At 71.2% G+C, this 21,983-nt stretch carries 20 protein-coding genes; 10 read left to right on the forward strand and 10 right to left on the reverse strand.

Features of this window, described 5'->3' with window-relative positions; all coding sequences use genetic code 11:
* On the reverse strand, positions 1-339 hold a 339-nt coding region (locus tag CCN39_RS36255; RefSeq protein ID WP_434781147.1), incomplete at its 3' end, for an EamA family transporter.
* Positions 340-680: 341 nt separating this feature from the next.
* Between CCN39_RS36255 and CCN39_RS36260 the strand changes: the two genes are divergently transcribed.
* Positions 681-860: a DUF7455 domain-containing protein gene (locus tag CCN39_RS36260; protein WP_004561029.1), complete on the forward strand. Its 180-nt coding sequence runs from the start codon at positions 681-683 to the stop codon at positions 858-860.
* Between the two features lie 130 nt (positions 861-990).
* Here the strand turns inward: CCN39_RS36260 and CCN39_RS36265 are convergent, their stop codons facing one another.
* The 5 genes from CCN39_RS36265 to CCN39_RS36285 form a co-directional block, all read right to left on the reverse strand.
* Positions 991-2,172 carry an ROK family transcriptional regulator gene (locus tag CCN39_RS36265; RefSeq protein ID WP_086849791.1) on the reverse strand — a complete coding sequence of 394 codons (1,182 nt, stop codon included), beginning with the start codon at positions 2,170-2,172 and terminating at the stop codon, positions 991-993.
* Positions 2,173-2,183: 11 nt separating this feature from the next.
* On the reverse strand, positions 2,184-3,647 hold the full coding sequence (locus tag CCN39_RS36270; RefSeq protein WP_086849793.1) for a sugar ABC transporter permease: 1,464 nt from the start codon (positions 3,645-3,647) through the stop codon (positions 2,184-2,186).
* 20 nt (positions 3,648-3,667) lie between these two features.
* The gene (locus CCN39_RS36275) at positions 3,668-4,441 is read right to left on the reverse strand and encodes an ATP-binding cassette domain-containing protein (RefSeq protein WP_086849795.1); all 774 of its coding nucleotides are present in this window, start codon (positions 4,439-4,441) and stop codon (positions 3,668-3,670) included.
* A gap of 90 nt (positions 4,442-4,531) precedes the next feature.
* Positions 4,532-5,668 (reverse strand): sugar ABC transporter substrate-binding protein, encoded by a 1,137-nt coding sequence (locus tag CCN39_RS36280; protein ID WP_086849797.1) that lies wholly within the window; start codon positions 5,666-5,668, stop codon positions 4,532-4,534.
* A 542-nt stretch (positions 5,669-6,210) separates the two neighbouring features.
* Entirely contained in the window at positions 6,211-7,947 is a 1,737-nt protein-coding gene (locus CCN39_RS36285) for a DEAD/DEAH box helicase (protein ID WP_086849800.1), read from the reverse strand.
* A 224-nt stretch (positions 7,948-8,171) separates the two neighbouring features.
* Between CCN39_RS36285 and CCN39_RS36290 the strand changes: the two genes are divergently transcribed.
* A complete protein-coding gene (locus CCN39_RS36290; RefSeq protein WP_086849802.1) occupies positions 8,172-9,323 on the forward strand; it encodes a YihY/virulence factor BrkB family protein in 1,152 nt (383 codons plus the stop codon).
* 88 nt (positions 9,324-9,411) lie between these two features.
* Positions 9,412-12,543 carry an efflux RND transporter permease subunit gene (locus tag CCN39_RS36295; RefSeq protein ID WP_086849804.1) on the forward strand — a complete coding sequence of 1,044 codons (3,132 nt, stop codon included), beginning with the start codon at positions 9,412-9,414 and terminating at the stop codon, positions 12,541-12,543.
* A gap of 145 nt (positions 12,544-12,688) precedes the next feature.
* Here the strand turns inward: CCN39_RS36295 and CCN39_RS36300 are convergent, their stop codons facing one another.
* Both CCN39_RS36300 and CCN39_RS36305 read right to left on the reverse strand, forming a co-directional pair.
* On the reverse strand, positions 12,689-13,528 hold the full coding sequence (locus CCN39_RS36300; RefSeq protein WP_086849806.1) for a hypothetical protein: 840 nt from the start codon (positions 13,526-13,528) through the stop codon (positions 12,689-12,691).
* Between the two features lie 162 nt (positions 13,529-13,690).
* Complete coding sequence (locus CCN39_RS36305; protein WP_004561020.1) at positions 13,691-13,933, reverse strand: DUF3039 domain-containing protein; 243 nt, start codon at positions 13,931-13,933, stop codon at positions 13,691-13,693.
* A gap of 68 nt (positions 13,934-14,001) precedes the next feature.
* Here CCN39_RS36305 and CCN39_RS36310 point away from each other — a divergent pair, with 68 nt between their 5' ends.
* The 4 genes from CCN39_RS36310 to CCN39_RS36325 are packed head-to-tail and all read left to right on the forward strand — an operon-like array spanning position 14,002 to position 17,209.
* Positions 14,002-14,787, forward strand: coding sequence for a sporulation protein (locus tag CCN39_RS36310; RefSeq protein ID WP_086849808.1), 786 nt, complete (start codon positions 14,002-14,004; stop codon positions 14,785-14,787).
* Positions 14,787-15,404 (forward strand): HD domain-containing protein, encoded by a 618-nt coding sequence (locus CCN39_RS36315; RefSeq protein ID WP_086849810.1) that lies wholly within the window; start codon positions 14,787-14,789, stop codon positions 15,402-15,404. Before CCN39_RS36310 ends, CCN39_RS36315 begins: the two co-directional genes overlap by 1 nt.
* Positions 15,405-15,413: 9 nt before the next feature.
* Positions 15,414-16,319 carry a pseudouridine-5'-phosphate glycosidase gene (locus CCN39_RS36320; RefSeq protein ID WP_086849812.1) on the forward strand — a complete coding sequence of 302 codons (906 nt, stop codon included), beginning with the start codon at positions 15,414-15,416 and terminating at the stop codon, positions 16,317-16,319.
* Entirely contained in the window at positions 16,316-17,209 is an 894-nt protein-coding gene (locus CCN39_RS36325) for a carbohydrate kinase family protein (RefSeq protein WP_167455285.1), read from the forward strand. Before CCN39_RS36320 ends, CCN39_RS36325 begins: the two co-directional genes overlap by 4 nt.
* A gap of 3 nt (positions 17,210-17,212) precedes the next feature.
* Here the strand turns inward: CCN39_RS36325 and CCN39_RS36330 are convergent, their stop codons facing one another.
* Entirely contained in the window at positions 17,213-17,548 is a 336-nt protein-coding gene (locus tag CCN39_RS36330) for a DUF3099 domain-containing protein (protein WP_167455286.1), read from the reverse strand.
* A gap of 17 nt (positions 17,549-17,565) precedes the next feature.
* A complete protein-coding gene (locus tag CCN39_RS36335) occupies positions 17,566-18,831 on the reverse strand; it encodes an amidohydrolase (RefSeq protein ID WP_086849815.1) in 1,266 nt (421 codons plus the stop codon).
* A 28-nt stretch (positions 18,832-18,859) separates the two neighbouring features.
* Between CCN39_RS36335 and CCN39_RS36340 the strand changes: the two genes are divergently transcribed.
* The 3 genes from CCN39_RS36340 to CCN39_RS36350 form a co-directional block, all read left to right on the forward strand.
* Positions 18,860-20,362 carry a DUF7782 domain-containing protein gene (locus CCN39_RS36340; RefSeq protein WP_208630538.1) on the forward strand — a complete coding sequence of 501 codons (1,503 nt, stop codon included), beginning with the start codon at positions 18,860-18,862 and terminating at the stop codon, positions 20,360-20,362.
* Complete coding sequence (gene dtd / locus CCN39_RS36345) at positions 20,359-20,784, forward strand: D-aminoacyl-tRNA deacylase (RefSeq protein WP_086849819.1); 426 nt, start codon at positions 20,359-20,361, stop codon at positions 20,782-20,784. Before CCN39_RS36340 ends, dtd begins: the two co-directional genes overlap by 4 nt.
* Before the next feature lie 288 nt (positions 20,785-21,072).
* Positions 21,073-21,983, forward strand: a 911-nt coding sequence (locus CCN39_RS36350) for a sigma-70 family RNA polymerase sigma factor (RefSeq protein WP_086849823.1), incomplete at its 3' end; no start/stop codon positions are given.

The following is a 21,983-nucleotide window of genomic DNA, read 5'->3' on the forward strand; positions in this document are numbered from 1 at the left end:
CGCGATCGCCACCACGCCCGCCGCCACCAGGACCAGCGCCAGCACGTCCCGCACCGTGCGGGAGCCCAGGGCCGCCACCACCACCGGGCCCGCGAACTCCATCGCCACCGCCGTGCCCAGGGGGAGCCGCGCGATCGCCTCGTAGAACAGCACGTTCATGCCCGCCGTCACCACGCCGAACACGATCGCCAGCAGCAGCCGGCGGCCGCGCCAGGCGGCGCGGCCCGGGCGGCGCCAGGCCAGGAGGACCACCGCCGCCCCCAGGCAGCGGAGCCAGGCCACCCCCGAGGGGGTCGCGTGGCCGAAAAGGTCGACCGCCACCGCCGCTCCGGCGTACATCGAAATTCCGCTGAGAACGAACAAGAGCGGGGCGGGGACCGCGGAAAGCCGTCGGGGGGAAGTCGCGGTACTCACGACCCCATGGTGCCTGACCACGGAAAACGTCACTCTCCGGGTAATCGTCTCCTGAAATGCGGGACAGCGTTACGGCATCCGGGGTAAATCGACGTGACTCAGGTCCCACCGGCGCGGGAACACTTGCGAGCCGCGAAACGTCTGGAACAGTGGAAGCACGAACACGCGGAGCCGGAGGCGATCGCCGCCACCGGCAGCAGTCCCGAAGTGGGCGTAGCTGGATCGATGGCACCGGGCGACCGGTGCCGGGACGGAGGGAGACCCCCATGACATCGCCGACGCTCACCCGCCCCGAACTGACCGCCGCCGACCGCTGTGACCGGTGCGGAGCAGCAGCTCAGGTACGAGCCATCCTCAGTACGGGTGGCGAACTGCTCTTCTGCGGGCACCACGCCCGCGAGCACGAGGCCAAGCTCAAGGAACTGTCCGCCGACATCCAGCGGTAACCCTGCAGACCCGAAAGGCGGTCGGTGCGCACAGGCACCGGCCGCCTTTCTGCATCTTGCAGATTGCGTGTCGGATATCACGGTATGGCTACCGACAACAGTGATTCCGGACACGAAAGCAGACAGAAAATCAGACAGAATCCAAGACCACTTCGAACGCCACCTCGGCGGCGCCGAGCAGCTTCCCGTCGCCGCCCAGTGCCGAGCTGACGATCCGCGTGCCCCCGACCGCCCGGCTCACCAGGCTGCGGCGGCGCACCTCGGCGCCGACCCGCTGCAGCACCGCCTCCGGCAGCACCGTCAGCAGGTCGCCGAGGATCACCAGCTGCGGCCCCAGCAGGTTGACGACGTTGATCAGCCCCAGCGTCAGCCACTCGGCGAACTCCGCGAGCCGCGTCAGCGCCGCCTCCGGGTCGCGGCCCAGCTCGCGCAGCTCGAACAGGATCGCCCCGCGCGGGGTGTCCTCCGCCAGCCCGAGTGCCCGGCACAGCGCCGCCTCGCCGACCTCGGTCTCCCAGCAGCCGCTGCTGCCGCAGTAGCAGGGCCGCCCGTCCGGCCGGATGACCATGTGCCCGATCTCGCCGACGTACCCCGAGCCGCCGCGCAGGGCCGAGCCCTCCGCGATGACGCCGCCGCCGACGCCGACGTCCGCCGAGATGTACACCACGTCGGACGCGCCGCGGGCCGCCCCGCGCAGGTGCTCGGCGACCGCGCCGAACTCGGCGTCGTTGCCGACCAGGATCGGGATCTGCAGCACCCCGCCGAGCCGGTCGCCGAGCGCGACGTCGGTCCAGCGCAGGTTCGGGGCCTCGTGCACGTGCCCGTCGGCCCGCCGGACCACACCGGGCACCGACACCCCGGCCGCCACCGGGGTCACGCCGAGGTCGCCGGCCAGGATGGCCGTCGACTCGATGACGTGGGTGATGACCTCGTCGGGCTGGCCCATCCGGCCGCGCAGGTTCCAGCTGTTGCGGCCCAGGATCTGGCCGCCCAGCCCGACCAGGGCGATCGCGACGTGCTCGACCTGCAGGTCGACCGCGAGCACGACCGCCGCGTGCGGCTGGGGCAGGACCAGGAGCGAGGGGCGGCCCGCCCCTCGTCCCGGCCTCGGCACCTTCTCCTCGACGACACCGGCTTCGGCGAGCCCGTCGACGAGGGTCTTGATCGTGCTCCGGTTGAGCCCCAGCTGCGTGGCCAGGGTCGCCCGGGTGCTCGGCCCGCCGACGTGCAGCAGGCGGAGCAGGGTCGTGCGGTTGTGCCGGCGCACCTCGTCCGGTCGTGCAACGGGCGTGCTGGTCACGGGCTTGATCATCCCATGCTGGTTCAGCGCGCCGACGCAGCCGCTCGGCGCCGGGACAGCGCGTCGACCGTGGCGGCGAGCAGCAGGACCAGACCGGTGATGATGTTGACCACCGCGGCCGGCTGCTTGAGCAGGCCGAGACCGTTGATCACGACGGCGATCACGAGACCACCGACCACGGCGTCGGACACCCGGCCCTTGCCGCCGAACAGCGACGTGCCGCCGATGACGGCCGAACCGACCGCGAACAGCAGCGTGTTGAGGCCACCGGACTGCGGGCTGACCGAGCCGACCTTCGACGCGGCGACGATGCCGCCGATGGCCGCGATCGCCGAGCCGATGACGAACACGCTCGCCCGGATCTTCGGCACGTCGATACCGGCGCGGCGAGCGGCTTCCTTGTTGCCGCCGACCGCGTAGACGTACCGGCCGTACCGGGTCCGGTTGAGCACGTAGGTCCCGGCCACCAGCAGCACCAGCATGATCGGGATGACGTACGGGACGCCCTCGATCGTGACGACCGCCTTGTTCGGCGAGCGGTTGATCGTCAGCAGCCAGGTGCCGATCGCCGACAGCACGACGAGCACGCCGACCTTGACCAGCACCAGCGCCGTCGGCTGGACGACCAGGCCGCGCTGGAGCCGCTTGAAGTGGCTGATCAGCGTGATCACCGCGAACCCGCCGGCCGCGACGAGGAAGAAGATCCAGCTGCCCAGGATGTTCAGGTTGCCGTTGGCGATCTTGTACAGGACGTCCGAGTTGCTGATGCCGATCGTGCCGCCCTCACCGATGAACTGCAGCAGGACGCCCTGCCACACGATGAACAGCGCCAGCGTCACGACGAAGGACGGCATGCCGATCTTCGACACGAGGAAGCCGGTGATGCAGCCGATCGCGGTACCGACGCAGATGGCCAGCAGGATCTCCAGCCAGGCGTTGGCGGGAACGCCGATCGCCACGAGCAGCAGGCCGACCAGCGACAGCGCGGCGCCGGCCCAGATCCGCTGGTAGGCCGACAGCAGCATGGCCAGCGCCAGGACACCGATGAACGTGATGAACACGCCGGTGCCCATGTTGCCCAGCAGGTTCCCGTTCTGGACGTAGTGCAGGGCCATCACCGACGCGGCGACACCGGAGGCCACACCGGCGGCGAGGTCGATCTCGCCGAGCAGCAGCACGAACACGATGCCCATCGCGATGATGATGACGCCCGCGCCCTGCGGGAACACGTTGGCGATGTTGGCCAGCGTGAAGAAGTTGTCCGACAGCGCGCTGAACAGGACGACCAGCACGAGCAGGCCGAACAGTGAAGGCAGCGCGCCGAGTTCACCGGCCCGCAGGCGGGCGAAGTAGTCGCGGACGGCTTCACCGGTTGACATCGATGTCGTGTCGATGCCGAAGTCGGAGATGGCCCCGGTGGGGGCCTGGGTCTGCGCGAGCGCGTCGGCGGGGGTGCCGAGCTCGTGCTTGGCAGGGGTTTCAGTCATTTCCGGTTCTTTCTTCCCGCTCACAGGACCACGGCTTCGGGCCGGGCCAGGCCGAGGTCACCGGAGCGACCGGCGGTGATCAGTTCCACGACCTGGCCGTGGGAGACGTCCTTCGTGTGCACCTCGGCGACGAGCCGGCCGAGGTAGAGCACGGCGATGCGGTCGGCGACCTCGAACACGTCGGCCATGTTGTGGCTGATCAGCACGACCCCGAGGCCCTGCTCGGCCAGCCGGCGGACCAGGTCGAGCACCTGCCGGGTCTGCGCGACGCCGAGGGCGGCGGTCGGCTCGTCGAGCACGACGACCTTGCTGTTCCACAGCACCGACTTCGCGATCGCGACGGTCTGCCGCTGGCCACCGGACAGCGAGGAGACCGGGGTGCGGACCGACTTCACGGTCCGGACCGAGAGGGAGGCCAGCGTCTCGCGGGCGGCCTTCTCCATGCTGGCTTCGTCGAGCTTCCAGGAACTGCCGCGCTCGCGGCCGAGGAACATGTTCTGGACGATGTCGAGGTTGTCGGCGAGCGCGAGGTCCTGGTAGACGACCTCGATGCCGAGTTCGGCCGCGTCCTTCGGGCCGCGGATGTGGGCGTCATCGCCGTTGAACCGCACGGCCCCCGAGTCGTACGGGTGGATGCCGGCGATGCACTTGACGAGCGTCGACTTGCCGGCACCGTTGTCGCCGACCAGCGCGGTCACTTCGCCCGCACGCACGTCGAAGTCCACGTCGTGGAGGACGTGGACCGGCCCGAAACTCTTGTTCAGGCCCTTGATCTCGAGAATGGGCTCACTCATGGATGGGCTTTCTCCTGGGTGGGGACCGGGCCGGGACGCGCCGTCGGGGTGCGCGTCCCGGCCCGGCTGTTCATGGGGTACTACCGGGGCTCAGGAGATGCCGAGCGAGGTGCACTTGGCGGCGAGGTCGCCACCGCAGATCTCGGTCGCCTTCACGTAGCCCTGGGTCACGACGGTCTTGATGTCCTTGGCCAGGATCGTCGTCGGGGTCAGCAGCACGGACTTGATGTCCCGGTTGTTCTTCGGGTCGTGCAGCTTGCCGGTCGCGATGGCGTCGGCCGCGGCCTTGTCACCCTTGGCCAGCGCGGCCGCCAGCTTGGCGCTCGCCTCGGCCTCTTCCTTGATCGGCTTGAAGACGGTCATGTACTGCTCGCCGCGCATGACCGCCATCAGGCCGTCGGCGGTGGCGTCCTGGCCGGTGACCGGGATCTTGCCGTTCAGGCCGTTCTTCTTGAGGATGGTGATGACCGCGCCGGCCAGGCCGTCGTTCGCCGCGACGACGCCGTCGACCCTGCCGCCGTTGGCCTGGAAGATCTGCTCGAAGGTCGTGCCGCCGAGCTGGTTGTCCCAGTCGTTGATCGGCTGCTTCTGGATCCGCTTCAGCTTGCCCGCCGCGATCAGCGGTTCGAGCACGGAGTCCTGGCCATTGGTGAACAGGGTCGCGTTGTTGTCGGTCGGGGCGCCCTCGATCTGGACGAAGCCGGCACCCGCCTTGTCCTTGAGCGCGTCCGCCATGGCCTGGCCCTGCAGCTGGCCGACCTTCTCGTTGTCGAACGAGACGTAGTACTCGGCGCTGCCGCCCAGGCTCGGGCGGTCGTAGTTGATGACCGGGATGCCCGCGGTCTTCGCCTTGGCCTCGACCGCGGCACCGACGGCCGGGTCGGACGGGGCGATGATCAGGACCTTGACGCCGGAGCTGATGAAGCCGTCAGCCAGCGTGGAGAACTTCTGGGCGTCGCCCTGGGCGTTCTGGACGTCGGCGTCGAAGCCCTGCGCCGCGAGCGCGGCCTGCAGCATCGGCTTGTCGAAGGCCTCCCAGCGAGCCGAGCTGGCGGTCTCCGGCAGGATGACGCCGACCTTGCCGCTGGCACCGGCGCCGGCCGGGGCGGACGAGGAAGCGGAGTTGCTCCCCGTGCCCCCGCTGTTCGAACTGTTGGTACCGCAGGCGGTCAGCGCCAGGCCGGCGCTCACCGTCGCGGCGAGGAGGGTAAGGGTTCTGCTGCGCATCCTCGTTCCTTCCGGATCCAAGCATTGGTGACGAGTGGCCGTCGGCGTGTGCTTCGGGCCAGCGAGGCGGTGATCCGGGGAGGCCCGGCGCACCGTCGCGCATATGTTGTGGGCGACAACATATGCCGCTGAGCGGCTGCGGGGAAGATAGCTGGATCGATTAAATGACACCAATTGGACACGGTTCGGCAACACGGGCTGAACCTCGCCCGGAAAGAGTAGATCCGCTGACGATGTGATCGCCAGCACTCACAGCTAGTTACATCGAGGTTTCTTGAGGGCGCGCGGTTGCTCCGGTCGTGTGCACCGAGCGCAACCCGTGGCGAATCCACGGCTTCGCGGCGGGATCGGTCGCCGACTTGCGAACTTCGGGCGATGAGGTGCCCCGAAGGCCATCCGGCGGGGGACGAAGGGGCGGCCCGCCGGTGACAGAGCGATACGCAGCGTCACAAGCCTGGCGGTGCGGTGACGCCGCCGTCCCGGGGACGGACGGTGATCACCGGAACTTCAGCCTCCCGGGCGACAGATCACCGAGGCCGGCCTCACCAGGACCGCAGCGTCACGATCCGCTCTTCGAGCTGCTCCACGGTCGCCATGGCGGTCACCGGGCCGCCGCACACCCGCCGCAGCTCGTTGTGGATGGCGCCGTGCGGCTTCTTCGTGCGGTGGTGGTACATGCCCACCAGCGCGTTCAGCTCCTTGCGCAACGCACCGAGCCGCTCGCTGACCGACTGGGGCCGGGCCGTCGGTGGCGGGGCCTCGTCCTTGGCCGGCTTGCGGCGCTTCTCGTCCGCGATCTGCTCTTCCTGCCGCTTCCGCAGCAGCGCCCGCACCTGGTCCGGCTCCAGCAGCCCCGGCAGGCCCAGGTACTCCTGCTCCTCGTCCGAGCCCGAGAACACCGCCGTGCCGAACGAGTTGCCGTCGTAGATCACCTGGTCGAGCTCGGCCGAGGCGCCCAGCGACGTGAACGCCTTCTCCTCCTCGCCCGGCTCGTCCTCGGTGCGGTTGGCCTGGGCCAGGAGCTCGTCCTCCCAGCCCTCCTTCTCGCGGTGCGGCTTGCCGAGGACGTGGTCGCGCTGGGCCTCCAGCTCACTGGCCAGCTCGAGCAGCACCGGCACCGACGGCAGGAACACGCTCGCCGTCTCGCCCTTCTTGCGCGCTCGCACGTACCGGCCGATCGCCTGGGCGAAGAACAGCGGCGTCGACGCGCTCGTCGCGTACACGCCCACCGCCAGCCGCGGGACGTCGACACCTTCCGACACCATCCGGACCGCCACGATCCAGCGCTCGTTCGTCTCGGAGAACTCCTTGATCCGGCCCGAGGCCTTCGGGTCGTCCGAGAGCACCAGGGTCGGCATCTCGCCGGAGATGCGCTCCAGGATCTTCGCGTACGCCCGCGCCGACTCCTGGTCCGTCGCGATCACCAGGCCGCCCGCGTCCGGGACGCTCTGGCGGACCTGCGACAGCCGCGTGTCCGCCGCCTGCAGCACCGCCGGGATCCACTCGCCCGACGGGTCGAGCGCCGTGCGCCACGCCCGGGCGTTCTGCTCCGCCGTCAGCGGCTCGCCGAGCCGGGCGGTGAACTCCTCGCCCGCGCTGGTGCGCCAGGACGCCTCGCCCGAATACGCCAGGAAGACGACCGGCCGGACCACGCCGTCGGCCAGCGCGTCCGCGTAGCCGTACGCGTGGTCGGCCTTGCTGCGCTGGAAGCCACCCGCATCCGGCTCGTAGGTGACGAACGGGATGGCCGAGTCGTCGGACCGGAACGGCGTGCCGGTCAGCGACAGGCGCCGCACGGCCGGGGTGAAGGCCTCGCGGATCGCGTCACCCCAGCTCTTCGCGTCGCCGCCGTGGTGGATCTCGTCGAGGATCACCAGTGTCTTGCGGTTCTCCGTGCGCACCCGGTGCAGCGTCGGGTGCGCCGCGACCTGCGCGTACGTCAGCGCGACACCGTTGTAGTCGGACGAGGTGACACCGGTGGTGTTGCGGAAGTTCGAGTCGATGGCGATGCCGGCCGCCGCGGCCGAGGCCGCCCACTGGTGCTTGAGGTGCTCGGTCGGGGTGACGATGGTGACCGCCTCGATCGTGCGGTCGCTCAGCAGTTCAGCGGCGATCCGGAGGCCGAACACCGTCTTGCCGGCGCCGGGCGTCGCCACCGCGAGGAAGTCCTTCGGCTTCTGCGTCAGGTACTTCGTGAGCGCCCGACGCTGCCACGCCCGCAGCGGGCGCGCGGTCGAGTCCTTCTCCGCGGGAGGCGCCCCGAGCTGCGTCTCCGTCATGCCGGTCCCCCCTCGCTCAAGTGCTTTGACGTGCGAAAACCCTCACTGTGGTACCGACTGCTGCTGCATTGGGCGGCCGGCGACTTGCGGTGAGGGCACTGGAGCGAGTCTAGCGGCCGGGTCCGACAGTTCCGGGCACCGGCACGGGTGATGTCCCCCGACACGCCCGGCCGCAGGGGGTGTGACGAGCCAAATCAGCACGGATGGACCATGCTGGACACGTCATGGGTGAGGTGCAGCCGTCCGGAGCGACGAAGGTGGCCCGCAAGGGGCCGTGGCGCCTTCTCACGCGCACGTTCGCCAAGGCCTGGGAAGGCAACATCTTCTCCGAGGCCGCCGAAGCGGCCTTCTGGCAGACGCTGTCCCTGCCGCCGCTGCTGCTCGGCCTCCTGGGCGCGCTGGGCTTCGTCGGCGAGTGGTTCGGCACCGGCGTCGTCACCGCCGTGCACGACCGCATCATCGGCTTCTGCCGGACGGTCTTCAGCACGAACGCCGTCCAGGACATCATCGAACCGACGGTGAACAGCATCCTCACCGTCGGCAAGGGCGAGATCGTCTCGGTCGGCTTCCTGATCTCGCTGTGGGCGGGTTCGTCGGCGATGTCGTCGTTCGTCGACGCGATCACCGTCGCACACGACCAGTACGGCGTCCGCAACGACGTCTGGCAGCGGATCTTCGCGCTCCTGCTGTACCTGTGCGGCCTGGTCATCCTGGTGGTCGGGCTGCCGCTGCTGGCGATCGGCCCCGACCTGCTGCCGGAGTTCTTCCCGGCCGCCTGGCGCCCGACCGTGACGTCGTGGGTGAGCGCGCTGTACTTCCCGGCGCTCGGCGCGATGATCACCCTCGCGCTGACCACGCTGTACAAGCTGGCACTGCCGCGGAAGCTGCCGTGGCACCGCGGCCTGCCCGGCGCGGTGCTCGCCATGGTCGTCTTCCTGCTGTCCTCGGTCGGCCTGCGCGTCTACCTGAACTGGATCACCAAGACCGGCTACACCTACGGCGCGCTGGCCGCGCCGATCGCGTTCCTGCTGCTGATGTTCTTCATCGGGCTGGCCGTGGTCGGCGGCGCGTACTTCAACAGCGCGATCCAGGAGCTGTGGCCGGCGAAGGCGACGCGGCGGCAGCGGCGCAAGTGGCGGCGGCTGGAGATGGAACGCGCCTCGGAGCGGCTGCGCTCGGAGGAGGGCCGCAAGCTGTGGGACCGCTCGACCACGCCGCTGCGGCGCCCGCGCGCCGAGGACGGCGCCGCCAACGGCAGCGAGCCCGAGCCGTCCGAAGAGGACACCTCGTCACCCAGCGCGCCGGAGCCGGCACCCAGCGCTGCTCAGGGGCCCGTCTCCTCCCGAGGGACGACCCGGAATCCACCCACAGACTGAGTCGCTCCTCAGCAACGGCGTGAAAGGCTCTGCGGGCCATTGACGCCGGCGGGGGTCGCCGCGTCGTTCCCGAGGGGGTTTTCACGTCATGTCCGTGCTGGCCAGACTGAGCCTGCGCAACCGGAGCCTGATCGGCCTGCTCGCGCTGGTCGTCGTCGGCTTCGGTGCCTTCGCGCTGCCGCAGCTCAAGCAGCAGCTCTTCCCGTCCCTGCAGTTCCCGCAGGCGCAGATCGTCACCGCGTACCCGGGAGCCTCGCCGGACGCCGTCGACCGGCAGGTCTCCGAGCCCCTCGAAGGCGGCCTCCAGGGGCTGAAGGGCCTCGAGCAGGTCACTTCGACGTCGTCGGACGGCGTTTCGCGGGTCGTCGCCCGGTTCGAGTTCGGGACGGACATCGACGCCGCCGTCTCGCAGATCCAGCAGGTGGTGAACCAGGTCCGGCCGCGGCTGCCGCAGAACTCCGAGCCCGCCGTGTCCGCGGGCAGCACCGACGACCTGCCGGTCGTGCTGGTCGCCGCGGGTACCACCGGGGACCCGCAGGCCCTCGCGCCCGCGCTGACCGACCAGGTCGCGCCGGAGCTGCGGAAGATCGACGGCGTCCGCACGGTGACCGTCACCGGCGTGCAGCAGCCGCGCGTGACGATCACGCTCGACTACGCGAAGCTCGCGGCGGCCGGTGTCGACCCGGCGTCGATCGCGACCACGCTGCAGACGGCGGGCGCCGCGGTGCCGGCCGGGACGCTGACCGAGAACGGCCGGACGCTGTCGGTGCAGGTCGGCGGCGGACAGACCACTGTGGACAGTCTCCGCAGCCTGTACCTGACCCCGGCCGCGCGGGCGGGCGCTCCGGCGCGCGGGCCGGTGAAGCTGGGCGACGTCGCCGACGTCCAGGCCGGGTTCGCGCCGCCGACGTCGATCACGCGCACCAACGGCAAGCCCAGCCTCGGCCTCTCGGTCACCATGGTGGACAACGGGAACGCCGTCGCGATCTCCGACGCGGTCCGCGACAAGCTGCCGGACCTGGCGAAGAAGACCGGCGCCGAGATGAGCGTCGTGTTCGACCAGGGCACCCCGGTGAAGGACGCGATCAGCGGCCTGACCACCGAAGGCCTGCTGGGCCTGGCCTTCGCGGTCATCGTCATCCTGCTGTTCCTGCTGTCGGTGCGCTCGACGCTGGTGACCGCGGTGTCGATCCCGCTGTCGGTGGTCGTCGCGCTGCTGGCGCTGTGGACCGGCGACCTGTCGCTCAACCTGCTCACCCTCGGCGCGCTGACCATCGCGATCGGCCGGGTGGTCGACGACTCGATCGTCGTGCTGGAGAACATCAAACGGCATCTGGCGTACGGCGAAGAAAAGGACCGGGCGGTGCTCGACGGCGTCCGCGAGGTGGCCGGCGCGGTCACCTCGTCCACGCTGACGACCGTCGCGGTGTTCCTGCCGATCGCGTTCGTCGGCGGGTTCGTCGGCGAGCTGTTCTCGCCCTTCGCGATCACCGTGACGGTGGCGCTGCTGGCGTCGCTGCTCGTGTCGCTGACCGTGGTTCCCGTGCTGGCGTACTGGTTCCTGAAGCGGCCGGAGGTGCCGGCGGACGCCATCGAGGCCGAGCGGGCGCGCGAGGCGGCCGTCGAGAAGGAGCGCCGCAGCATCCTGCAGCGCGCCTACCTGCCGGTGATCCGGTTCGCGACCCGGCGGCGGCTGACCGTCGTCCTGCTGGCCCTGCTGATCTTCGCGGGCACGGTGGGGCTCGCGACGCGGCTCAACACGAACTTCCTCGACCAGTCCGGCGGGACCACGCTGAACATGACGCAGAAGCTGCCCGCCGGCACCAGCGTCGAGGCGAAGGAGAAGGCGGCCACGGCCGTCGAGCAGGCCCTCGCGGCCGAGCCCGCGGTGCAGACCTACCAGGTCAGCATCGGCGGCGGCGGGGCCTTCGGCTTCGGCGGCGGGACCAACACGAGCATCTCCGTCACCGTCGCCAAGGACACCGATCTCGACGCGCTGTCGGACCGCCTGCGCGGGAAGCTGACGTCACGGCCCGAGCTGGGCGAGATCAAGATCGGCGCGGACGCGTCCGGGTTCAACTCCGACCAGGTCTCGGTGACGGTGACCGCGCCGTCGGAGGCCGCGCTGAAGCCGGCGTCCGACCAGGTGGTGCAGGCGCTGCGCGGGGTGTCCGGGCTGAGCGAGGTGTCGAGCGACCTGAGCGTCGGCTCGCCGCGGGTGCAGGTCGAGGTGGACGACGCCGCGGCCGCCGCGCGCGGGCTGTCGGCGAGCACCATCGGGCAGGTCGCCAACCAGGCGATCGCCGGGCGCACGGTGACCCAGCTGCCGGTCGGCGGGCAGCGCACGGACATCGTCCTGCGCGCCGGCACGGCTCCGGTCACCGTCGACCAGGTGCGCGGGCTGCCGATCCCGGGCCCGGCCGGCGTCGTCCGGCTCGACGAGGTGGCCAAGGTGTCCACTGTGGATGGCCCGGCGTCGGTGCGCCGCACCGGCGGCGACCTGAGCACCACGGTGACCGCGAAGAACACCGGTGCCGACCTGAGCAAGACCACCGCGGACATCAAGTCCAAACTGGACGGTCTGACGTTCACCGGCGGGGCGGCGTACTCGCTCGGCGGCGTCAGCCAGGACCAGCAGGAGGCGTTCTCGAACCTGTTCCTGGCGCTGCTGGCGGCGATCGCGATCGTGTTCCTGATCATGGTGGCGACGTTCCGCAGCCTGATCCAGCCGCTGATCCTGCTCGTGTCGATCCCGTTCGCGGCGACCGGCGCGATCGGGCTGCTGCTGGCCACCGGCACCGCGCTGGGCCTGCCGGCGCTGATCGGGATGCTGATGCTGGTCGGCATCGTCGTCACCAACGCGATCGTGCTGATCGACCTGATCAACCAGTACCGGGCCGAGGGGATGAGCGTCGCCGACGCCGTCACCGAAGGCGGCCGGCGCCGGCTGCGCCCGATCCTGATGACGGCGGCGGCGACGATCTTCGCGCTGGTCCCGATGGCACTGGGCATCACCGGCCAGGGCGGGTTCATCGGCCAGCCCCTGGCGATCGTGGTGATCGGCGGCCTGGTCAGCTCCACCCTGCTGACCCTGGTCCTGGTCCCGACCCTCTACACGATGGTCGAGACCCGCAAGGAACGCCGCCGTTCCCGCCGCGAAGCCCGCCGAACCCCGGCCCAGGCCCCCGAATCGGAGTCCCTGAACCCCGAACTCGCGTGATCAGAACGCCGACACGCGTGATTTGAGGGTCGACACGCGTGATCAGGAGGACGACACGCCGGAGCCAGGGCGGGCCCGGCGTGTCGTCGCTCCAATCACGCGAGTCGACCCCTCAATCACGCGTGTCGACCCTCCGATCACAGCGTCAGCGTTGCTGGAAGCGGTAGGTCTTGCTGTCGAAGAGGATGCAGATGCTCGGGGACATGACCACCACGCGGAGGGTGTTGTCGCGTTCGTCGAAGTCGATGCCTTCGACCTCGAACGAGCCCGAGCAGCCGCTGCGGAGCGGGAGCTGGCCGAGCGAGGTGACGTGGCCGGTGACGTCCGCGCCGGACAGCGGGCCGGCGAGGTCGACCTGGAGCAGGGGCTTGGTCGTGCCGAAGAGGCTGCCGTCCGGGTCGTCGGACGCGCAGAGCAGGCGGGTCGCGGTCTGGAAGTCGCAGCCCTGGACGTCGCGGACCGGGTGGTCGAGCCGGATCGCCGAGGCGTACGGCAGGTTCTGGGCCGGGTTCGTGGCCACCACGCCGGGCATCGGGTGCACCAGGAGCCGGGTCATCGTGCCCCACTCCCCCGCCACCAGCCAGCGCGCGTCGGGCGAGATCGCGGCGAAGGAGTTGTTGTTCGCTTCCCACGACTCGAGATCGTGCTGGTAGTTCGCCCACGAGCCGTCCGGGGCCTGGACGCGGAACAGCTTCGCGCCGCGGTCGTCACGCTGGTAGGGCTCGACGTACCAGCCCTGGGCCGAGCCCGGGTCGCCGACGTGGTTCCAGCCCTGGGAGTTCAGGTCGGCCGGGATGGTGCCGATCCCGGTGTAGCGGATCGTGGTGCCCGACGGGCGCACGATGGTCGCGAGGCCCTGGCTCTCGTCGAGGGCCCGGGCGTTGTCGGAGCCGACCTCCGTCCAGCCCGTGACGGCCTGGGCCAGTGCGGGCGAGACCACGGCGAGCAGGGCGACGAGGGTGAGGACGATCCCGGTTCTGCGCATGTGCGACTCCGGTGGGTGAGGGAACCTGGCACGCAGGATTTACCAGGACTCCCCCACTCGGCACACCCGCCGAATGAAGGTTTTTCACGTTTGTTCGGCGATCTGTCCGATTCCGGACAGCACGAAACCCCGGCGGGGGCACCCGCCGGGGCTCAGGCCCGGTTACTTGCCCGGACGGAGACTGTCGTAGATCTCCTTGCAGGCCGGGCAGACCGGCGACCCGGGCTTCGGCGACTTCGTCACCGGGAAGACCTCGCCGCACAGCGCCACCACGTGAGTGCCCATGACCGCGCTCTCGGCGATCTTGTTCTTCTTCACGTAGTGGAACATCTTCGGCGAGTCGTCGTCGGTGGTGTCCGTGCCCTCGGGCGTGGTTTCCGGCTTCGTCAGCGTCTCGGTGCTCACCCGGCCATTGTGCCCGAGTCCGGCCGAACCTCCCGCGATCGGCCCCCCGGCCTGGCAGGATTCCGGGCATGTTCCAGAAGGTGCTCGCGACGTTCGGCTCGGGCGGGGCGCGGATCGACGCCCGCCTGCTCGACCGCACCGCCGCCCCCGGTCGCCCGCTCCACGGCGAGGTCCTGCTGCTCGGCGGTGAGGTCGACCAGGAGATCAAGGGGCTCGCGGTGACGCTGCTGGCCCGCGTCCGGACGCCCGGCGGCAAAACCGAAGACCTGCCCTTCGGCACCCAGCAGCTGGTGGGCAGCGAGGTCATCCGGGCCGGGCAGCAGGTCCGGGTGCCGTTCGAGGTCCCGCTGCCCTGGGAGACCCCCGTGACCAGCGTCTACGCCAAGCCGCTGACCGGCATGGCGGTCGGCGTCCGGGCCGAGCTCGACCTGGCCGCCGCGGTCAGCGACCCCTTCGACGCCGACGCCGTCGCGATCGAGCCGCTCCCGGCGCAGAAACGGATCCTCGACGCGCTGAGCCGGGTCGGCTTCACCTTCCGCGAGGCCGTCCTCGAGCAGGGCCGGGTCGACGGCGCCCGCCAGCAGCTGCCGTTCTTCCAGGAGATCCGCTTCACGCCTTCGCCGCGCTTCGCGACCATCTTCTCCCAGGTCGCGGTCACCTTCCTGACCTCGGCCGAGCGCACCGACGTCGTCCTGGAGGTCACCAAGCGGGTCCGGGTGAGCAAGACCGGCGGGTTCGGCGGCCGCGGCCAGGACTTCCTCGGCATGTTCACCATGAAGCCGGACGTGCAGTGGGAGCAGCAGCTCGAGGACTGGCTCGACCTCCTCGCCCGGCCGCGCGGCATCTTCGACTGATGCGCTGGCCCGACGCGGTCGCCGCGCTCGGCGGCACGTCCGACGCCTGGCCGCGGCTCGAAGCCCGGTACGCCGAGCCCCACCGCCGCTACCACACCCTCGCGCACGCGGCCGCCGTCGCGCGCGACTCCGCCTGGCTGGCCGAAGGCCTCGGCGAGACCGAACGCGCGATCGTCGCCGTAGCGGCCTGGACACACGACGTCGTGTACGACGCGAAGCCCGGCGAAGACGAACGCGCCAGCGCCGCCTGGGCGCGCGAAGCCCTGGACGGAGTGGCCGAAGCGCACGTCGAGCGCGTCGAAGGCCTGATCCTCGCCACGATCGGGCACGACGCGCCGCCGGACGACCTCCTGGCCACCGCCCTCCTCGACGCCGACCTCGCCGTCCTCGGAGCGCCCGAAGAGCAGTACGCGGCGTACGCCCGCGGAGTGCGCGAGGAGTACGCGAAGTACCCCGACGACGTCTGGCGCGAAGGCCGCATCGCCGTCCTGGAGCGCATGCTCGGGCGCGAGCTCTACCGCAGCGAAACCGCGCGGACACGCTGGGCGAGCGCCGCCGAAAAGAACCTCACCGCCGAGCTGACCCACTGGCGCCGCGCCCGGGGCGATCACCGATGATGGTTCCTCGTGACTACCGCACTCTCGCTGCACGAAGAGGTCGCCTCGGCGCTGCGTGACGGGCACCCCGTCGTCGCGCTGGAGAGCACCATCCTGTCCCACGGCCTGCCGCCGGGCCGCAACCTCGACGTCGCCCGCCGTCTCGAAGGCGTGGTCCGCGACGGCGGCGCCGTCCCGGCCACGATCGCGGTGCTCGACGGGCGGGTCGTCGTCGGCCTCTCCCCCGCCGAGCTCGAACGCGTCTGCGCGCCGGACGCCGGCCTGGACAAGCTCTCCCTGCGTGACCTCGGCCCGGCCGTCGGCCTCGGCCGCTCGGGCGCGACGACCGTGGCGAGCACCTCGGCGCTGGCCGCCGCGGCCGGGATCGGCATGTTCGCCACCGGCGGGCTCGGCGGCGTGCACGTCGGCGCCGCGCAGTCCTGGGACGTCTCGGCGGACCTGGGCGTGCTGGCGAAGGTGCGCACCGTGGTCGTCTGCTCCGGCGTGAAGTCCGTCCTCGACATCCCGGCCACCCTCGAGGTGCTGGAGACGAACTCGGTGCCGGTGCTCGGCTACCGCACCGACGACTTCCCGGCGTTCTACCTGCGCTCGTCGGGCCACCAGGTCGGCTGGCGGGTCGACGACCCGAAGCAGGCCGCCGCCGTGATCGACGCGCACCGCGCGTACGCGGATTCCGGTGTCCTGCTGGCCAACCCGATCCCGGAAGCGTCCGAAATGGACAAGGAGCTGCACGACCGGCTGCTCGCCGAGGGCCTCGCGCTCGTCGAGGAGCAGGGCGTGCACGGCGCCGAAGTCACGCCGGTGCTGCTGGAGCACTTCCACACCGCGAGCGGCGGCGTGAGCATCGACGCGAACGAAGCGCTGGTGCTGAACAACGCCAAGCTGGCCACCGAGGTCGCGGTGGCGCTGGCATGAGCGAGCTGGCGAGTGGATCCTCCGGGATCGTGGTGGTCGGCGACGCCGCCCTGGACGTGATCGCCCGGCACGACAAGCCGTTGCCGCACGGTGGCGACGCCCGCGCGAAGATCCGGTTCACCGGCGGCGGCTCGGGCGCCAACACGGCGCTGTGGCTGCGGCACCTCGGCGCGGAGACGACGCTGCTCGCGCGGATCGGCGACGACCCGGGCGGCCGGCTCATCCGGGCCGAGCTGGAGGCGGCGGGCGTGCGGTGCGCGTTCGCCGTCGACCCCGAGGCGCCGACCTGCTGCGTCGTGGTCATGGTCGACGGCTCCGGCCAGCGCAGCATGCTGGCCGACCGCGGCGCGAACCAGCGCTTCGCGCCCGGCGACGTCACCCCCGGAGCCCTGTCCGGGGCGAGCCACCTGCACCTGTCCGGGTACGTGCTGCTCGACCCGCCGTCGCGCGCGGCCGGTCTCGCGGCGCTGGCCGCGGCGAAGGAGGCCGGGCTGACCACGTCGGTCGACCCGCAGGCCGCCGCGCACATCACCGACCCGGCCGCGTTCCTGGCCGACGTCCGCGGCGTCGACCTGCTGCTGCCGAACACCGAAGAACTGGTCGCGCTGACCGGGTCGCCGGACCCGGCGTCGGCGAAGGAGCTGCTCGGCACGGTCGGCGCGGTGGTCGTCACCGCCGGGCTCGACGGCGCCAGCTGGGTCGACGCGGACGGCGTCACGAGCGTGCCCGCGGTGGAAGCCGAGTGCATCGACTCCACCGGCGCGGGCGACGCCTTCGACGCGGGCGTGCTCACCGGCTGGCTGGCCGGGGAGTCCACTGTGGACGTCCTGCGGCACGGGACGCGGCTGGGCGCGCTGGCCGTCGGCAAGGTGGGCCCGCAGCCGGGCTGATCCTCAGCCGTCGATGACGCGGTGGCTGGTGCTTTCGATCGCCTTCGCCTCGCGCTGGTAGGTCGAGACCTGCTCGGACTTGCGGGGCGGGCGGTCGTTGGCGATCAGCACCGCGATCCACGGCAGCGGCACCGAGATCGCGAGGAACCCCAGCGCCAGCCACCAGGTGTGGTAGGTCAGCCCGGCGAGGATCAGGCACGGGATCCGGCAGGCCATCATGATCACGTACTTGCGCTTGCGGGCGGCGAACTGCTCTTCGTACGACGGGGCCGCCCCGGTGATCAGCACCGGGTCCGAGTCCTTGGCGGGCGTGGTCACTGCACCACCTCCGCTGTCCATCGTCCCACTTGCGCGGTTCATCCGACACCGGGGTGACGCAACTGGCTCAACGCGGCGACGACGAGGGTTTCGATGCCGGTGCGCAGGGTCGGGTGCAGCACCGGGGCGAACCGCGGCGAGTGGTTCGACGGGATGTCGCGCTCGAACCGGCCCTCGGTCATCGCGGTGATCACCGTCTGCGGGTCGAAGCCACCGACCAGCCAGAACACCGACGGCACGCCGGCCGCCCGGCCGAACTCGCTGAAGTCCTCACTGCCGGTGATCAGCGGGGCCGGCAGCACGACGTCGGTGCCGAAGTGGCCGCGGAAGACCTCGGTGAGGGCCTCGTTGGCGGCCTCGTCGTTCTCCGTGACCGGGTAGGCGCCGGACCGCTGGATCTCCGGCGGCTTCGGCGCACCGGCGGTGGCCGCCTCGCCGTTGACGATCCGCTCGACCGCGGCCAGCACCCGCTCGCGCACGGCCTGGTCGAAGGACCGGACGTTGACCTCCAGGACGGCGTCGTCGGCGATCACGTTGCTCGCGGTGCCCACGTGCAGCGAGCCGACGGTGACCACGGCCGAGTCCGTGGCGGCGATCTCGCGGGAGACGATCGTCTGCAGCTTGAGCACCACGGACGCGGCGAGCACGGCCGGGTCGACGGTGGTCTCCGGGCGCGAGCCGTGGCCGCCGCGGCCGAAGAGGGTGACGCGGAGCGTGTCGGTGGCGGCCATGATCACGCCGGGCCGGGTGAGCACCCAGCCGGCCGGACCGGGCACCAGGTGCTGCCCGAACACGACGTCGGGCTGGCCGGCGACGTCGAACAAGCCGTCCCGGACCATCGCCGCGGCGCCACCCGCACCCTCCTCCCCCGGCTGGAACACCACCAGCAGCGTGCCCGCCCAGGTGTCGCGGCCCTTCGCGAGCAGCGCGGCGGCGCCGGAGAGCCAGGTGGCGTGCATGTCGTGCCCGCAGGCGTGCATCACCGGGACGTCGGTGCCGTGCTCGTCCGTGCCGCGCGCGGTGCTGGCGTACGACAGCCCGGTCTTCTCCTCGACCGGCAGCGCGTCGATGTCGGCCCGCAGCAGCACCGTGGGCCCTTCGCCGTTGCGCAGCACGCCCAGCACGCCGGTGCCGGCGATGCCGGTGTGCACCTCGTAGCCGTCGCCCTCCAGCCGCCGGGCCAGCTCGGCCGCCGTCCGGGTCTCGGCGAAGGACAGCTCCGGGTGCCGGTGGAAGTCGATGTACAGCGCTTCGAGTTCGGGCAGCGCCGCGTCGAGCGGGGCGAGGACGCGTTCAAGGGTCACGGGGGCCATCGTGGCAGCATTACCCACCGTGAGCACGCGAAGTGGATTGCCCGACCTGAACGACGACGTCTGCGCCCGGCTGCGCGAGGCGTTCCGGCGCACCTCCTACGACGCCGACGGGGTGGTCGACGCCCTCGGCGGGGCCGCCCACGCGGCGCTGGGCCGCGGCGAGCCGGTGCCGGCCGAACGCGCGACCCGCGACGCGGGCGACCTCGGCACGCTGATCCGGCTGTTCCTGCTGGGCGGCACCGAACCGGAAACCGCGGTCAAAGCCGCCTTCGCGCCGCTCGCGCCGGAAGACGCCGTGGCCGCGGGAGTGCTGTGGGCCGTCGAGGGCGGCTACCGGGCCGCGCTGGACATCCGGCCGCACGGTGACGAAGAGGGTTCCTGGTGGGTGGTCGCCGACCTCGACGCCGACCTGCTGGGCCACACCGTGCCCGAGGACCACGTGCTCGGCGTCGGCCACGCGTCGCTGTCGCTGATCCGCGCGACCGGCCGCCGCCCGGTGGGCACCCTGCTCGACCTGGGCACCGGCAACGGCGTCCAGGCGCTGCACGCGACCCGGCACGCCGAGCGCGTCACCGCGACCGACGTCTCCGCCCGGGCCCTCGCCCTGGCCGCGGCGACCTTCCGGCTGAACGAGCTCGACGTCGAGCTCGTCCGCGGCGAGTGGTTCGCGCCGGTCGCGCGGCGGAAGTTCGACCAGGTCGTGTGCAACCCGCCGTTCGTGGTCGGCCCGGCGCGCGTCGACTACACCTACCGCGACTCCGGGCTGGCCGGCGACGACGCGAGCGCGCTGGTCGTGCGGCAGCTGCCGGGCTTCCTGAACGACGGCGGCACCGGGCACCTGCTCGCCTCCTGGCTGCACACCGGCAACGAGGACTGGGCCGATCGGGTGGGCCGCTGGCTGCCCGCCGAGACCGACGCCTGGTTCGTGCAGCGCGACGTCGCCGATCCCGCGCTGTACGTCGGCACCTGGCTGCGGGACGCCGGTCTCGACCCGCGGTCGCCCGAAGGCCGGGCGAAGGCGGCCGCGTGGCTCGACTGGTTCGCCGCGCACGACGTCCGGGGCATCGGCTTCGGGTTCGTCACGCTGCGGCGGGCGGCCGGGCGGACACCGACGGTCGTCTGCGAGGACCTGCGGCAGGCTTACGACGATCCGCTGGGCCCGGAAGCGGCCGGCTGGCTGGACCGCGTGGAATGGCTACGCGAATCGGGTGATTCATTACTGGATGTCCGTTTTGTGGTGCCCGACACGGTTCTGCTCGAAAGCGTCGACGAACCCGGTGACGAGGGCTGGGAGACGACCATCCGGCGGCTGCACCGCACCGACGGGCCCGGCTGGCAGCACGAAGTCGACGACCTGGCCGTGCGACTGCTCGCGGGCTGCCGCGGCGCGCTGCCCCTGGAGGACCTGATCGAGCTCCTCGCGGCCGCGCAGGGCCTGTCGTCCGAGGAGCTGGCGGCCGCCGCGCTGCCCGTGGTCCGGGAGCTCGTCCGGCACGGCATGCTCGTCCCGGCGGGCCGGTGAGGGCGGTCGCGGCCCGCGTCACGCGGGCGGACGTGACGGTGGACGGCGCGGTCGTCGGCGCGATCGGCGAACCTGGTTTGCTTGTCCTGCTGGGAATCCACGTCGACGACGATGCCGCGAAGGCCGTCACGATGGCGCGCAAACTGCACGAACTGCGGCTGTTGCGCGACGAGGAATCATGCGCCACGGCGAATGCACCGCTGCTCGTGGTGAGCCAGTTCACGCTCTACGGCGACACGAAGAAAGGGCGCCGGCCGTCGTGGACGCAGGCGGCCCGGCCGGAGGTCGCCGAGCCGTTGGTGGACGCCGTCGTGGCCGAGCTGCGCGGTCGCGGCGCCACCGTGGCGACCGGCCGTTTCGGGGCCATGATGGCGGTCTCGAGCGTCAACGACGGTCCGTTCACGGTTCTCGTAGAGGTCTAGACCACTACGAGACGGTTCACTTCCTGACGCGATTCACATCAGATTCTCAGGTTTCCCGGTCACGGAACGTTCTCAGCAAAAGCTCAGCAATGGTTCAGCAACCGGATCGCTCCCGCATCCGTCTTCTTCTATGACGAGCCGGGAACGTTTTGGGAACCCGGAGCGTTGTGCCAGATGTCCAGCCAAGCCGGCCGGACCGGCGTACCGGGATCCACAGGCCCCGGTTCGCGGGTACGCACCCGGTGGACGACCGCAGCAGCACGTTCAGCCCGTGACCGGGGAGGCAGAATGTCAGTCCAGACTCTCGAACGCGAGTCGCGCGGGATTCGCGAGCGCATCCCGGCTCAGACGACCGAGGAGCCGGTGCTGGGCGTGGGGGCGCTCACCGACGCCGACCTCGACGCCCAGAGCCCCGCCGCCGACCTCGTCCGCGTCTACCTCAACGGCATCGGCAAGACGGCCCTGCTGTCCGCGGCCGACGAGGTCGAGCTGGCCAAGCGCATCGAGGCCGGCGTGTTCGCCCAGCACATGCTGGACACGGCCGAGTCGCTCACGGCCAAGCGCCGCACCGAGCTGGCCGCGCTGGTCCGTGACGGCCACGTGGCGAAGAACCACCTGCTGGAGGCGAACCTCCGCCTGGTGGTCTCGCTCGCCAAGCGCTACACCGGCCGGGGGATGCCGCTGCTCGACCTGATCCAGGAGGGGAACCTGGGTCTCATCCGCGCGGTGGAGAAGTTCGACTACTCCAAGGGGTTCAAGTTCTCGACCTACGCCACCTGGTGGATCCGGCAGGCCATCACGCGGGGCATGGCCGACCAGGGCCGCACCATCCGGCTGCCGGTCCACCTGGTGGAACAGGTCAACAAGCTGGCCCGCATCAAGCGCGACCTGCACCAGCAGCTCGGCCGCGACGCGACGCACGAGGAGCTCTCGGCCGAGTCGGGCATCCCGGCGCACAAGATCTCGGACCTGCTCGACCACTCGCGTGACCCGGTAAGCCTGGACATGCCGGTCGGCACCGAGGAGGACGCCCCGCTGGGCGACTTCATCGAGGACTCCGAGGCGACGGACGCCGAGAGCGCCGTGATCTCGGGCCTGCTGCAGGACGACCTGCGCCGGGTCCTGGCCACGCTGGACGACCGCGAGCAGCACGTGATCCGCCTGCGCTACGGCCTCGACGACGGCCAGCCGCGCACGCT

This window comes from Amycolatopsis kentuckyensis (assembly GCF_002155975.1).
GTDB lineage: Bacteria > Actinomycetota > Actinomycetes > Mycobacteriales > Pseudonocardiaceae > Amycolatopsis > Amycolatopsis kentuckyensis.

Coding starts and splice junctions, on each gene's coding strand:
- CCN39_RS36260 (WP_004561029.1), top strand. CDS start 681: ATGACATCGCCGACGCTCACCCGCCCCGAACTGACCGCCGCCGACCGC.
- CCN39_RS36275 (WP_086849795.1), bottom strand. CDS start 4,441: ATGAGTGAGCCCATTCTCGAGATCAAGGGCCTGAACAAGAGTTTCGGG.
- CCN39_RS36315 (WP_086849810.1), top strand. CDS start 14,787: ATGCGCTGGCCCGACGCGGTCGCCGCGCTCGGCGGCACGTCCGACGCC.
- CCN39_RS36280 (WP_086849797.1), bottom strand. CDS start 5,668: ATGCGCAGCAGAACCCTTACCCTCCTCGCCGCGACGGTGAGCGCCGGC.
- CCN39_RS36325 (WP_167455285.1), top strand. CDS start 16,316: ATGAGCGAGCTGGCGAGTGGATCCTCCGGGATCGTGGTGGTCGGCGAC.
- CCN39_RS36290 (WP_086849802.1), top strand. CDS start 8,172: ATGGGTGAGGTGCAGCCGTCCGGAGCGACGAAGGTGGCCCGCAAGGGG.
- CCN39_RS36330 (WP_167455286.1), bottom strand. CDS start 17,548: ATGGACAGCGGAGGTGGTGCAGTGACCACGCCCGCCAAGGACTCGGAC.
- CCN39_RS36265 (WP_086849791.1), bottom strand. CDS start 2,172: ATGATCAAGCCCGTGACCAGCACGCCCGTTGCACGACCGGACGAGGTG.
- CCN39_RS36295 (WP_086849804.1), top strand. CDS start 9,412: ATGTCCGTGCTGGCCAGACTGAGCCTGCGCAACCGGAGCCTGATCGGC.
- CCN39_RS36310 (WP_086849808.1), top strand. CDS start 14,002: ATGTTCCAGAAGGTGCTCGCGACGTTCGGCTCGGGCGGGGCGCGGATC.
- CCN39_RS36300 (WP_086849806.1), bottom strand. CDS start 13,528: ATGCGCAGAACCGGGATCGTCCTCACCCTCGTCGCCCTGCTCGCCGTG.
- CCN39_RS36285 (WP_086849800.1), bottom strand. CDS start 7,947: ATGACGGAGACGCAGCTCGGGGCGCCTCCCGCGGAGAAGGACTCGACC.
- CCN39_RS36270 (WP_086849793.1), bottom strand. CDS start 3,647: ATGACTGAAACCCCTGCCAAGCACGAGCTCGGCACCCCCGCCGACGCG.